The sequence below is a fragment of the Dyella dinghuensis genome (genome assembly GCF_003977615.1).
Taxonomy (GTDB): domain Bacteria; phylum Pseudomonadota; class Gammaproteobacteria; order Xanthomonadales; family Rhodanobacteraceae; genus Dyella_B; species Dyella_B dinghuensis.
On the sequence record NZ_RYZR01000007.1, the window covers coordinates 141,790 to 154,084 of the forward strand.

At 60.9% G+C, this 12,295-nt stretch carries 12 protein-coding genes; 3 read left to right on the forward strand and 9 right to left on the reverse strand.

Features of this window, described 5'->3' with window-relative positions; translation table 11 throughout:
* Positions 1 to 14 precede the first annotated feature (14 nt).
* The 6 genes from EKH79_RS14525 to EKH79_RS14550 all read right to left on the reverse strand — a co-directional run bounded on the left by EKH79_RS14525 (position 15) and on the right by EKH79_RS14550 (position 7,078).
* Positions 15 to 866 (reverse strand): symmetrical bis(5'-nucleosyl)-tetraphosphatase, encoded by an 852-nt coding sequence (locus tag EKH79_RS14525; RefSeq protein ID WP_126674559.1) that lies wholly within the window; start codon positions 864 to 866, stop codon positions 15 to 17.
* Between the two features lie 48 nt (positions 867 to 914).
* Positions 915 to 1,298, reverse strand: coding sequence for a Co2+/Mg2+ efflux protein ApaG (gene apaG, locus EKH79_RS14530; protein ID WP_126674560.1), 384 nt, complete (start codon positions 1,296 to 1,298; stop codon positions 915 to 917).
* 65 nt (positions 1,299 to 1,363) lie between these two features.
* Complete coding sequence (gene rsmA, locus EKH79_RS14535) at positions 1,364 to 2,158, reverse strand: 16S rRNA (adenine(1518)-N(6)/adenine(1519)-N(6))-dimethyltransferase RsmA (protein ID WP_126674561.1); 795 nt, start codon at positions 2,156 to 2,158, stop codon at positions 1,364 to 1,366.
* The gene (gene pdxA / locus EKH79_RS14540; RefSeq protein ID WP_233590334.1) at positions 2,155 to 3,171 is read right to left on the reverse strand and encodes a 4-hydroxythreonine-4-phosphate dehydrogenase PdxA; all 1,017 of its coding nucleotides are present in this window, start codon (positions 3,169 to 3,171) and stop codon (positions 2,155 to 2,157) included. Before pdxA ends, rsmA begins: the two co-directional genes overlap by 4 nt.
* A 25-nt stretch (positions 3,172 to 3,196) precedes the next feature.
* Positions 3,197 to 4,564 (reverse strand): peptidylprolyl isomerase, encoded by a 1,368-nt coding sequence (locus EKH79_RS14545; protein WP_126674562.1) that lies wholly within the window; start codon positions 4,562 to 4,564, stop codon positions 3,197 to 3,199.
* A 108-nt stretch (positions 4,565 to 4,672) separates the two neighbouring features.
* Positions 4,673 to 7,078 (reverse strand): LPS-assembly protein LptD, encoded by a 2,406-nt coding sequence (locus tag EKH79_RS14550; protein WP_126674563.1) that lies wholly within the window; start codon positions 7,076 to 7,078, stop codon positions 4,673 to 4,675.
* A gap of 157 nt (positions 7,079 to 7,235) precedes the next feature.
* On the opposite strand from EKH79_RS14550, the gene msrB reads away from it, so the two are divergent.
* A complete protein-coding gene (gene msrB, locus EKH79_RS14555) occupies positions 7,236 to 7,637 on the forward strand; it encodes a peptide-methionine (R)-S-oxide reductase MsrB (RefSeq protein ID WP_126674564.1) in 402 nt (133 codons plus the stop codon).
* Positions 7,638 to 7,641: 4 nt separating this feature from the next.
* Here msrB and EKH79_RS14560 read toward each other — a convergent pair whose 3' ends face one another.
* Genes EKH79_RS14560 through EKH79_RS14570 form a run of 3 tightly spaced genes read right to left on the reverse strand, consistent with a single transcriptional unit; the run spans position 7,642 to position 9,742 of the window.
* Positions 7,642 to 8,565 carry a histone deacetylase family protein gene (locus tag EKH79_RS14560; RefSeq protein ID WP_126674565.1) on the reverse strand — a complete coding sequence of 308 codons (924 nt, stop codon included), beginning with the start codon at positions 8,563 to 8,565 and terminating at the stop codon, positions 7,642 to 7,644.
* Positions 8,566 to 8,573: 8 nt separating this feature from the next.
* On the reverse strand, positions 8,574 to 9,140 hold the full coding sequence (locus EKH79_RS14565) for a cob(I)yrinic acid a,c-diamide adenosyltransferase (protein ID WP_126674566.1): 567 nt from the start codon (positions 9,138 to 9,140) through the stop codon (positions 8,574 to 8,576).
* Between the two features lie 2 nt (positions 9,141 to 9,142).
* Complete coding sequence (locus tag EKH79_RS14570) at positions 9,143 to 9,742, reverse strand: hypothetical protein (RefSeq protein ID WP_126674567.1); 600 nt, start codon at positions 9,740 to 9,742, stop codon at positions 9,143 to 9,145.
* Positions 9,743 to 9,844: 102 nt separating this feature from the next.
* Between EKH79_RS14570 and ubiH the strand changes: the two genes are divergently transcribed.
* Together ubiH and EKH79_RS14580 are read left to right on the forward strand one after the other, a co-directional pair.
* A complete protein-coding gene (ubiH, locus tag EKH79_RS14575; RefSeq protein ID WP_126674568.1) occupies positions 9,845 to 11,071 on the forward strand; it encodes a 2-octaprenyl-6-methoxyphenyl hydroxylase in 1,227 nt (408 codons plus the stop codon).
* On the forward strand, positions 11,068 to 12,273 hold the full coding sequence (locus EKH79_RS14580; protein ID WP_126674569.1) for a UbiH/UbiF/VisC/COQ6 family ubiquinone biosynthesis hydroxylase: 1,206 nt from the start codon (positions 11,068 to 11,070) through the stop codon (positions 12,271 to 12,273). The genes ubiH and EKH79_RS14580 overlap by 4 nt, the downstream gene beginning before the upstream one ends.
* Positions 12,274 to 12,295 lie beyond the last annotated feature (22 nt).

The following is a 12,295-nucleotide window of genomic DNA, read 5'->3' on the forward strand; positions in this document are numbered from 1 at the left end:
CGGTTGCGGATGGATCAATCGCCGCCGCCGGGCGGCCGCTTGCGATGCGGCTCCGCATTCACGGCAATGTACTGCGGTTCTTCCTGATCCAGGCGCAGCGCCGTGAGCTTGCCGCCCCATACGCAACCTGTGTCGATGCCGTAGACGTCCAGGCCGGCAAAACGCCCGAGCGCGGACCAGTGGCCGCAGACAATGCGTGTCTCGCGACGACGCAAACCAGGCACTTCGAACCACGGGTACATGCCGGGTTTTTGCGTGCCCGGCGCACCCTTGCTTTCGAAGTCGATGCGGCCGTTGACGTCGCAGAAGCGCATCCGCGTCATGGTATTGATCGATGCGCGCATGCGATCGATACCCTGCAAGCGACTCGACCACGCAGCAGGGCGATTGCCGAACAGATTTTTCAGCAGGCGCGCATGCCGCGGGCTTGAAAGCTCACGCTCCACTTCGGCGGCAGAGCGCTGCGCTTGCTTGAGCGTCCAACTGGGAGCGAGCCCCGCGTGCACCATGGTCCAACCCAGTGTTTCATCGTGATGCAACAGCTTCTGGCTGCGCAGCCATTCGAACAGTGTTGGCGCATCTTCTGCGAAGAGCACCTCGCGAAGTTCTGGATTCACGCGTGACTGAGCGTCCTGCTTGCGCAGGGCAATGGCGAGCAAACTCAGATCATGATTGCCGAGCGTCAGGGTGGTGCTGTCGCGCAGCGAATGCACCAGGCGCAATGTCGCGAGCGATTCGCCGCCACGATTGACCAGGTCGCCGCAAAACCAGAGCCGATCCTGCGCAGGGTCGAAGCGCAACTTCTCCAGCAATCGCTGCAGCTCCGGATAACAACCTTGGACGTCGCCGATCGCGTAAGTGGCCATCAGCGCATTGCCATGTGCGCGTGCTGCGCATGCATCATCAGCAGGGCCTCAATGCAGTGTGCGCGGAATGGAAAGTGTGAACGCAGGTATTGGTGCCTCGAATCGGGTGCCGTCGTCCGCAACCATCTGGTAGCTGCCATGCATGGTCCCTACCGCGGTTTCCAATACCGCGCCGGAGGTGTATTCGAAATCGTCGCCTGGACGCATCCACGGTTGTTCGCCAACCACACCCTCGCCATTGACCTCCTCGATCTTGCCATTGGCATCCGTGATCACCCAGTGACGGGTGAGCAGACGAGCGGGAATCATCCCGTCGTTGTGCAGCGTGATGGTGTAGGCGAACACGTAGCGGTTCTCCCCGGGAACGGACTGGTCGGGGATGAAGCGGGTTTGCACCTGCACATTAATGGTGTAGGGGGATTTCTCGTTCATGCGCCGATTGTAAGGGTTAAGGCCGCCCAAAGGCACCGCGCGCCGGTCTCGCGACGAGCGGCGTGTCATAAATGCTGGTCGACGTTCACTTTGGCCAGACGCACGAAATCTTCCGGCGCAAGTGTTTCAGCGCGGGCCTTAGGATCGACATCGGCGCGTCGAATGGCGTCGGCGTCCATCAACTGACGCAGCGCGTTGCCGAGCGTCTTGCGACGTTGTGCGAACGCTGCTTTGACCACGGCATGCACGCGCTCCGGGCTGGCATCGTGACGCTCGTGCGCCGCAAGCGGCACCAGGCGCACGACGGACGAATCCACTTTCGGCGGCGGACGGAATGCGCCAGGAGGAACGTCAAAGAGCGGAACGACGCGGCAGGCGAGCTGCAGCATCACGGACAAACGTCCGTACACTTTGCTGCCCGGTTCTGCCGCCATGCGATCGACGACTTCTTTCTGCAACATGAAATGCATGTCGGTAATCGCCGCTGCGTGATCGACGCAGTGGAACAGGATCGGGCTGGAGATGTAATACGGCAGGTTTCCCGCGATGCGAAGCTGCGACACCCCGTGGCGATGCGCCATCGCGGTGAAGTCCACTTTCAGCACATCGGCATGCACGATCGACAATTCGCCAATAGCGGCAGCGTTCGCCTGCAGGCTGGGAATCAGATCGGTGTCCAATTCGATGGCCGTGAGCTTTCCGGCCGCCGCGAGCAACGGAAACGTCAACGCGCCTTCGCCAGGGCCGATTTCGACAATGAAGTCATCGGGGCGTGGCGAAATGGCACTGACGATGCGTTCGATGTAACGACGCTCGTGCAGGAAGTGCTGGCCGAAACTCTTTTTGGGACGGGCGCTCATGAATGTCCCTGCGAAGATGACATCGCACGACGTGCGACCAGATCGAGCGCCATATGAGCTGCGGCGATCAGACTGGATGGATCGGCTTTGCCGCTGCCCGCAAGATCCAGCGCCGTGCCGTGATCGACCGAGGTGCGAATAAAAGGAAGGCCCAGCGTGAGGTTGACCGTGCGATCAAACGCTTCGCTCTTGAGTACCGGCAATGCCTGATCGTGATACATCGCCAGCACTGCATCGTAGTGCTGGCGTTGTGCCGGCACGAACGCGGTATCGGCAGGCAGCGGTCCGCTCAATCGCATGCCTTGTGCGCGCAGCTTTTCCAAGACGGGAATGATCGTATCGATTTCCTCACGCCCGAGATGACCGTTTTCACCCGCGTGCGGATTGAGACCCAGCACGGCAATACGCGGTTCGGCGAAACCGAACTTCGCGCGTAGTTCGTCGTGCACGATGCGTAATGTCCGTTCCAGCGAAGCAGGAGTGATTGCGGCCGAGACGTTTATCAGCGGCAAATGAGTGGTCGCCAATGCCACACGCAATTCAGGGCTCGCCAGCATCATCACGACATCCGCATGACTCTGTGCCGCGAAGAACTCGGTGTGCCCGCTAAAGGGAATGCCAGCATCGTTGATGGAGGACTTTTGCAGTGGCGCGGTGACAACCGCAGCGTAGCGGCGGCCCCGACAGCCCTCCGCTGCTTCAGTCAGCGTGGCGAGCACATGCCTGGCGTTGTGTGGATCGGGACGTCCCGGAATTTCCTCGACGGCCAGCGGTATATGGCGAACGCGCATGGACCCTGGTGCGCGTGTATCGATCTGACCGCCATCGTCGTCGATCAGGTCGAGCTTCACGCTGCAACGCGCGGCAGCGCGTTGCAGTAGATCACGATCGGCAATCGCAACGAAATTGGCCGCCAACGGTGTGGCGGCCAATCGGACAAGCAGCTCAGGACCGATTCCCGCCGGCTCCCCTGCAGTCAGGGCGAGCCGTGGTAGCAACGCGGGACTGTTCACGATCGAGTCGCGCGCGATGGCATCGTCAGGACGACGACTTGTCGTCCGAAGGGGATGCGGGGGCGTTGGGGTCCATCAACTCCGGCACGAGGATCTTCACGTACGAGCTGGAACGCATTTCACGCAGGTAGTCGTCGTAGGCCTGATCCGCCTTGCGGTTGCCGATGGCCTGGCGGGCCTGGTCACGCGCTACTTGCGTGGTCAAGTCTGTGGTACGCGTGCCCAGGCGCTGGATGATATGCCAGCCGGCTTCGCTCTGGAACGGCTGGGAGATCTCACCGTCCTTCAGCTCATCCACCTTCTGGCCAATCAGCGTGCCCCAGTCGCCCTGCTGGAACCAGCCCATGTCGCCGCCGTTGTTCGCCGTCGTGTCGTCACTGGAGTCTTCCTTCGCCAGCTTGGCGAAGTCCTCGTGCTTCTTGACGATGCGGTTGTAGATGTCTTGGGCCTTTTGCTGCGCCTGCGCCGCGGAGACCAGTTCGCTCGGGCGAATCATGATCTGACGGACGTGGTACTCGGTCACCATGTCCTTGGACTGCGAGCGCTGGCCCATCAGCTGGATGATGTGAAAACCGGTGGGACCGTGCAGGATCCCGCTGACTTCGCCGCTCTTCATGCTGTTGATCGTGTCGACGAACGCCGGGGGCACTTCGTCCATGCGGCGCCAGCCAAGATCGCCGCCGTCCAGCGCATCGGGCGCGTCGGAGAAACGGATCGCCGCTGCCTTGAAGTCCATACCGCCCTTGATGGCCGCAAGCGCCTGTTCGGCCTTCGTCTGCGCACTCTGGATGTCGGCCGGGCCCGCACCGCTGGGAATGCTGATCTGGATGTGCGACAGATGCACTTCGCCAGCCTTGTAGCTGGGACTATTGAGCAGGTTGTTGATTTCGCTATCCGTGACGCTGACGGAGTCGCGCACGACGCTCTGATGCAGCTTCTGGACGACCAGCTGATCGTGCAGTTGCTGACGGAAGGCGTTGTAGCTCAGGCCGCTCTGTTCCACCGCGGCATGCAATTGATCGGGGGTCATCTTGTTCTGGGTGGCCACGTTCTGGACGGCCTGATCGACATCGGCGTCGGACACACGAACGCCCTGATCGTCCGCACGCTGCAGCTGGAGCTTCATCAGCACCAGCCGATCGAGCACCTGCCGGCGCAATACATCGATCGGCGGCAGCTGACCCGGCTGGCTGGCGTACTGCTGCTGGATGGCGGCGACGGCGTCGTTCAGCTCACTTTGCAGGATTACATCGTCCTCGACGACCGCGACGATACGGTCGATCGGCTGCTGGCCGGTCGAGCTGGCATCCTGGGGCGACAGGAGCTGGGCCTGGGCCAGAGAGGGGGCCGCTGCGACGATCGTCAGCAGGAACAAGGCAAAAATCTGCTTCATCAGTGAACAGCCTTCTATCGCCCGCGGCGAAGGAATGAGTAATGTTGATCTTGTAAAACGGCCTTTCAGGCTGTTTCGTTCAGGCGCCCAAACCCAGCCTGGGCGCGCTTATTGATACCCAAGGATATCACGCCGCAACAGGCTGTCCGTCTGCCCGCTGGTGTTGCCCATGCCCTTGAATTCGATCTCGAACATGACGGCCGTATCGCTGCCCGGAAGGGGCTGGTTCGGCAGCGTGTAGACAACGCCGTCATAGCCCGTCACGTAGTGGCGGGCCACGACGCTGACCTTCACACAGCATCCCTCGTACTGGACGCCCGCAACGGCTTCCACCACCCGCCTATCCAGGACTGAATAGGTGTAGTCGCCGATCAGGCGCCAACGATCCGTAAGCGGATAGACCGCCGAAATATCGTATTGTTCCACCGATTTCTCGTACGCCTCCTGGGGGCTAAAAATGCTCAGTAGAGTGAGATTTTGGCGGAAGCGGTAGGAGAAATTGAGCACGCCATCGAATCCGAGGCGCCGCTGGAGTGTAAACGTGCCTAGCTCCGTCTTTTTGGTCGCTGGATTCCAAAGGTATTCCGTGTTCATTGTCCACTGATCGTTCAACTGAGTTCCCAATTCGGCAACATAGTCCGAACCAGACCAGTACGTTGGTGGCGTAAAGGCATCCTGCACTAACTGCGGCGTGAAATAACGGATCTGGCCAAACGTTGCCGTCAAACGCTCCACGCCACCATCGTCGAGGAAGCGGGTCGTGACCGCGGCAGTAAGATTGTTCGCATTCATCTGACGGTCGGCGCCCGAAAACTGGTTCGGCGTAAACAACATCCAGTCGTCAAAGTTCATCAGATTCGTATCGAACAGCGGAAGGTTGTTCTGGTTGCGATAGGGCACATACAGGTAGTACAGGCGCGGTTCCAGCGTCTGTGTATAGTCCGTGCCGAATAGTGACGTGCTGCGATCGAAGATCAAGCCTTGGTCCAGACTTATGATCGGCAAAGATCGAGTCGGGTCGGCATTATTGAAATGATAGAGCGTCGTTTCCGTTGGAGTGGTAACGGCGGTTTCGTAGTTCTGATATCCCGCCGCAAGCGAATAGGTTGTATAGCGATAGGCGATTTTTGGCCTGATGAACCACCAAGGGCCTTGGTAGTCCGCGTCTACATATGGGTAGAGATCCAGACGGCTGCCTTCCACACTGTTAGATTTGTGGAACGATACAGCTTCGCTGTTCATGCCGAAGTCGTACCAGCGTGCGAACGGAATATCCATATTGAACGTCGCGCGAGGCAGACGTTTATAGGGCTCGGCAACATTGTTGGGCTCGGACGGGTTTACGTTCTGCCACATATCTCCGCCGATCGATGCGCTCCACCAGTTTCCCGAGCCGTTGAGATAGATCATTGAAGGAAGGAGCGTCGTGGAAACGCTGTATAAGTCATCGCCAAAGTCATGCAAGTAATTCTGATCGGACGCACGATTAATGATCGTGCCCAGCGACCATCCTGGCGCGATGAGAAAGCCATTGACGAACTTGAACGAGTAACGCTCCTTTCCTTGTGTGTCTTCCGCCGTCGATGTGATCTTTTGGTCGTTATAGTTATCGCTAGGCAGAAAATCGAACTCGAATATGCCTCCGGTGCGCGGGAACATATAACGGACTTCACCGCTGAGCATCGCTCCACGCAAGGTGTAGTAACGCGGATCGAGCGTAGCGTCGTAATTGGGTGCCAAATTGAAGTAATACGGAATACGGAACTGATAACCGGCTTCACCCGTATGTTCGAAGTACGGGTAGAGGAACCCGCTCTGGCGTTCATCGTTCAACGGAAACGTCATGTAAGGCGTGTAGAAGAACGGCACACCAAACGCCGTCATGGTGGCGCCGCGCGCGACACCGCGGCCGGTGTTCTCGTCGGTATCGATCTTCTTCGCGCGAATTTCCCAGATATGACGGCCGATGTCGCAGGTCGAATAGGTGGCGATGCTGTAGCTGTTCCGATTGGCATCCAGCATCTGCCCGCGTACGGCAGTGCCGTTGCCATGCGAATCGAGCATCTGGAAGCGCACGTTGCCGGTGGCGACACCGGTGCTGTTGCTGGTGTTGCCGACAATATGATCGGCCGATATCAGGTGTTCGGATTCCTGATAATGCACACCGCCGCGCGCGTCGTAATCGGTGGTGTCGCTGTTGTAGTCGGCGGCGTTGGCCTGCAATTCCTGGTCCGCACGAATGGCCTTCACGTGACCGGTGAGGTGATAAATCGTCTGGTCCGGGCTTTGAACGTAGTCAGAGCTGACATAGGTCTTGGCCGATTCGCGTTGCGAGGAGTCCTTGGTCAGGAACGGATCGTAGAACTCCAGGAACCCGTTGGGCCGGCATAGCGCGAAATTGTCCGGGCGAGGCGGGCAAATAAACGTGCCCAGGGGGCAGACGACCTGCGAGCCGTCCAGCGTTGACTTGGGATGCTTGGTCTGGGACGAGGCATGAACGCACTGGCTGCTCATCAAAGCAGTGGCGGCTGCGATTGCCAGCAGGCGGCGTGGAGGCAGAGAACGCAAGGACGGCGTAGGCTTCACGGGGTGGCAATCAATCGGCTACGAAGGGACGTTAAGCTATCAGAAAGCCCATCGGGACCGCACGTTATCTGTAGGGGGAACAGGCATGGCACAGCACAAACCCGTTAAGACTGACGAGCAATGGCGCGAAAGCCTGAGCCCGGAGCAGTACGCGGTGTGCCGTTGTTCGGCCACGGAACCCCCTTTCAGCGGCAAGTGGTATCGCCACAAAGAACCGGGAACGTACGTTTGTGTGGCGTGCCGTGCCCCGTTATTTGCCTCCGAAGCAAAATACGATTCGGGGTCGGGCTGGCCGAGTTTCTTCCAGCCGATGACGCGCATCGCGATCAGTCTGCGGCAGGACGATAGTCGTGGCATGCGCCGTACGGAAGTGCTTTGCGCGACGTGCGAATCGCATCTGGGGCACCTGTTTCCGGATGGTCCGAAACCCACCGGCCTGCGTTATTGCATCAATTCGCTGGCGCTGGATTTTGAACGGCTGAAGTGACGCCTTATTCTTCCAGCAGGGCTGCTACGTGTGCGCTGGCGCTGGCTGCCAGTGCTGTCAGGTCATAACCACCTTCCAGCGTGGAGACGACGCGCCCGTCGGCGTGCGTCCTTGCGACGTCCACCAGGCGTTCGGTAATCCACGCGTAGTCTTCGGTCTGCAAACGAATGTCGGCCAGCGGATCGTTGCGATGAGCATCGAAGCCGGCGGAGATCAACAGTAGCTGCGGTTTGAACGCATGGAGTCGCGGCAGCAGGACACCATCCCACAGCTCGCGAAATTCGTAAGAACCATCGCCCGGCGACAGCGGCGCATTGATGACGTTGCCGACCCCTTTTTCCTCCGCACTGCCCGTGCCGGGATAAAGCGGAGACTGGTGGCTGGACAGAAACAGGACGCGCGGTTCGCGCTGGAAAATGTCCTGCGTACCGTTACCGTGGTGGACATCGAAGTCTGCGATGGCGACGCGCTTCAATCCGTGTGCCGCCAGCGCATGTGCTGCCGCCACCGCAACGTTGTTGAAAAGGCAGAAACCCATCGCCGTATCTGCCGTGGCGTGATGACCGGGCGGCCGCACCGCGCAGAACGCGCGATTCGCCGATCCTTTCATCACTGCGTCGACGGCAGCCACCAAGGCACCAGCGGCACGCAGCCCCGCTTCGGCCGATGCGGGCGACATGAGCGTGTCCTCGTCCAGCCGAACCGTTTCGTCAGCGGGTGTGATGGACAGGATCCGGTCGACATGGTCGGCGCTATGAACACGTAGCAGTTGCTCCCGTGTCGCGCGCGGTGCTTCCACACGATCGATAACTGCGAAGCGATCCTGGTCGAGTGCTTTGAGCACCGCGCGCAAGCGTGCCGGCGATTCGGCGTGTCCTGGACCCGGATCGTGCTGCAGGCAGACGGCGTGGGTATACAGCTGCAGCATGGGTCAACTCAGGCAGTAGGTTTGCGGCGACGCTCGTGTTGCCACAGGACTTCGCCGTGGCCGCTGCTGCGCGCCAGGACGCGGCACAGCACAAAAAGCAGATCGGACAAACGATTCAGATAACGCTGCGCCTGCGGCCTGACCGATTCCACACGGCCCAGCGCAATCACTTCGCGCTCGGCGCGGCGGCACACCGTGCGCGCCAGGTGACAGCACGATGCTGCCATGCCGCCGCCCGGCAAGATGAAATCCTTAAGCGGCGGCAGCGGTTCGTTGAATTGATCGAGTACGTCTTCCAGGCGCGTGATATCGGCATCGTCGATCATCGCCATGCCGGGAATGCACAGCTCACCGCCCAGATCGAACAGTTCATGCTGCACCTGGGTCAGTGTTTCGCGCACCGCATCGTCGACACCGTCGCAGGCCAGTACCATGCCGATGGTGCTGTTGAGCTCATCGACCGTGCCATAAGCCCCGACGCGCGCCGAGTCTTTCGCCACGCGCGAGCCATCACCCAAACCCGTGCTGCCGTCGTCGCCGGTGCGGGTGTAAATCTTGGATAGCCGGTTGCCCACGATCAGTGCTGCGTCTGTCCGCTGTGTTGAGTAAAGCGTGCAAGCTGCACCACCAAGACATGCAGCACTGCGCCCAGGCCGACATACACAGCCGTGGTCTGCAGGAACGGCAGATACCAGTCACCCAGATTTTCGAACCAGGACGCAAACGTCTTCGGCTGCGGCACGTTCGCGCTCAGCCAATAGAAGCTGCCGTTCGAAATCAGATAGCAAAGATTTTCGCTGACGAGCAAAGCGACGACGGCCAGCGCCAGCGTCGACAGACGCAGACCATTCTGATGCTTGGCCAGCCAGCTACCACCCAGCCACAGTGCGCCGTATGCGGGAATCAGGAACCAGTAGCCGGCCGAGACGCAGTAGTGGCTCCAGAAATTGATGCCCATGTGCGTGATGACCAGGTAATCGACCAGCACCGCTTCGGCCATCAGCACGGGAAAGGCCCAGCGGCCGGTGCCGCGCAACCAAAAACCGGCCAGGAAGAACACACCCCACGATGCGTCCCAAATATCGTGGTGAAGCAGCGACAGGTGCACGCGGGTGACCGCCATCACCAGGGCGAGCGCGGCGAAAATGCCTAGGCGCTGGGTTTGAGTCATAGCCATGAAGAACTCCGTCAAGATAGGCGGCCAATGGAAGACGCCCAGTTTAGCCCAATGCCCGCGTTTGATACGAACAACACGGTGTCAGCGCGTATGATTCCGCCCATGAATCCCACCTCTCCCTTCAGCGCCCATGGCAACGTACTGATTGTTGGCGGCGGCTTGGTCGGCGCCAGCCTCGCTATCGCGCTCGATGCGGCCGGTTGCCGCGTCACCTTGGTCGAAGCCGCCGCGCCACGTGCGGGCGCGCAACCCAGCTACGACGAACGCAACCTCGCCCTGGCACGCGCCACCGTCAACGGTCTCACCGCGATCGGGGTCTGGCCGCTCGTCGCTGCGCAAGCGACGCCGATTCGGCATATCCACGTCAGCCGGGCTGGCGAATTTGGCAGCGCCCGGCTGGATGCGGCACGTCATGGCGTCGATGCGCTCGGCTGGACGTTGCCGGCACGCGAATTGGGCAGCGGATTGCTGCGTCGACTCGACACCTGCAAGCAACTGGTGCGCATGGCTCCGGCGAGCCTCGTCGGCCTTGAGCAGCATGACGATGGCTGGCGCGCGCAGATCAAGACGCCTGACGGTATCCAGCACATCGACGCCGCGCTGCTGGTCGGCGCGGACGGCACCGAATCCTTCGTGCGTGCGCAGCTCGGCATCGATGTCGACACGCACGATTACGCACAGACGCTTTTCGTCTGCACCGTCACACCGGAACGCGATCCTGCGAATCGCGCATGGGAGCGCTTCTCCGATGAAGGGCCCATCGCGATGCTTCCGCTGGCAGAACGTCGCTGTGGTCTTGTGCTCACCGTCCCATCGGAGTCGGCCGATGACGTTGCTGCGCTGGACGATGCGGATTTCATCGCACTGGCGCAAGAGCGTTTCGGCTGGCGATTGGGGCGTTTGACGCGACCGGGCAAGCGTTATCCTTACGCGATTCGCCGTGTTGCGGCGCGCAGTCTTATTGCGTCGCGTGCGGTACTTGTTGGTAACGCTGCGCAAACCGTGCATCCGATCGGCGCCCAAGGCTTCAACCTCGGTCTGCGCGATGCCTTGACGCTCGCAGAATTGATTGCCGAAACGAAAGACCCTGGAGCCCCCGCGCTGTTGACACGCTATGCGGAACGTCGCGCTCCCGATCGCGAAGGCACCATGGCGATGAGTCACGATCTCGTGCGTTTCGCCTGCATGCCGCAGCCGTGGATGGCACCGTTGCGTTCGCTTGCGCTGATGGCCTACGACCGCGTGCCGCCGCTGCAACAGGCGCTTGCCCGGCGCGGTATGGGTTTTCGTGGTGAACCGCCGCGCGCCGTGCTGGAGCGCCTGCCATGACGACGGCATTGAAAACCGGTCATCGCCGGTCACCCGCGCTGGATATTGCGGTGGTCGGTGGCGGCATGGTGGGTGCTGCGGCGGCATTGGCATTGAGTCGCGCGGGTTTCAGCACCGCGTTGCTCGAAGCACGCGCTCCTACACTGTGGAGCGCCGACGATGACGTGGACTTGCGCGTCGTTGGCTTGGCGCCATCGTCCATCGCTTTGCTCGACGACCTCGGCGTTTGGCCGTCCATACGCAATGCACGCGCGAGCTCCTATTCGCATATGCATGTGTGGGATGCCGAAAACGGCGCGGCGATCCACTTCGACGCCGCCGACGAAGGCCGCGATTCACTCGGCTACATCGTCGAAAACAACCTCGTGCAGTGGACATTGTGGCAATCGTTGGAAGCGGCCGGTGTGCGACGGCTTTGCCCTGCAACGGTGAAAGATTTCGAGACGCGTGCGGATCGCGTCGTGCTGGAACTTGCCGATGGCGAAAGCCTGTCCGTGCGTTTGCTGATTGCAGCGGACGGTGCAGGTTCGCCTTTGCGCGAACGCGCAGGTATCGGCACGGATGGTCGTGACTACGCACAGCGTGCCGTTGTCGCGCACGTCACCACCGAGCGTCCGCACGAGCGCACCGCATGGCAGCGCTTTTTGCCAACCGGGCCGCTGGCGCTGCTGCCGCTGGCCGACGGACGCAGCTCCGTCGTGTGGTCATTGCCGGAAGCCGAAGCGCGCCGCGTACAAGCGCTGGACGACGAGGCATTCTGCAGCGAACTGGGCATCGCTTCCGATTTTCGTCTGGGCCGAATCACGGCCACGACGCCACGCGCCGCGTTTCCCCTGAAACTGCAATTGGCCAGCGCTTATCACGCCGAACGCTTCGTTCTGCTCGGCGATGCCGCACATACCGTGCATCCGCTGGCGGGGCAGGGCGTCAACCTTGGTTTGCGCGATGTCATTGAACTGCGCGACACCTTGTCGGCAGCTCGCAGCGAGGGCCGCGACTTTGCCGCTGCGCACATCCTTCGTCGTTACGCGCGACGTCGCCGCAGCGAGGACACGCTCGACGCCTACGGATTCGACGCGCTTGCACGCATCTACGCCTGGGAATCGCAGCCATTCGTGGCAGCACGCGGCATCGGCGTGCGGTTACTGGATCGACTCACACCACTGAAGCGGCGTATCGCTGCACACGCCGCCGGACTTTGATGCTTCCAAAGGGGAATGACCT

Coding starts and splice junctions, on each gene's coding strand:
- EKH79_RS14580 (WP_126674569.1), top strand. CDS start 11,068: ATGACGACGGCATTGAAAACCGGTCATCGCCGGTCACCCGCGCTGGAT.
- ubiH (WP_126674568.1), top strand. CDS start 9,845: ATGAATCCCACCTCTCCCTTCAGCGCCCATGGCAACGTACTGATTGTT.
- rsmA (WP_126674561.1), bottom strand. CDS start 2,158: ATGAGCGCCCGTCCCAAAAAGAGTTTCGGCCAGCACTTCCTGCACGAG.
- EKH79_RS14545 (WP_126674562.1), bottom strand. CDS start 4,564: ATGAAGCAGATTTTTGCCTTGTTCCTGCTGACGATCGTCGCAGCGGCC.
- EKH79_RS14525 (WP_126674559.1), bottom strand. CDS start 866: ATGGCCACTTACGCGATCGGCGACGTCCAAGGTTGTTATCCGGAGCTG.
- EKH79_RS14570 (WP_126674567.1), bottom strand. CDS start 9,742: ATGGCTATGACTCAAACCCAGCGCCTAGGCATTTTCGCCGCGCTCGCC.
- EKH79_RS14560 (WP_126674565.1), bottom strand. CDS start 8,565: ATGCTGCAGCTGTATACCCACGCCGTCTGCCTGCAGCACGATCCGGGT.
- EKH79_RS14550 (WP_126674563.1), bottom strand. CDS start 7,078: ATGAGCAGCCAGTGCGTTCATGCCTCGTCCCAGACCAAGCATCCCAAG.
- apaG (WP_126674560.1), bottom strand. CDS start 1,298: ATGAACGAGAAATCCCCCTACACCATTAATGTGCAGGTGCAAACCCGC.
- msrB (WP_126674564.1), top strand. CDS start 7,236: ATGGCACAGCACAAACCCGTTAAGACTGACGAGCAATGGCGCGAAAGC.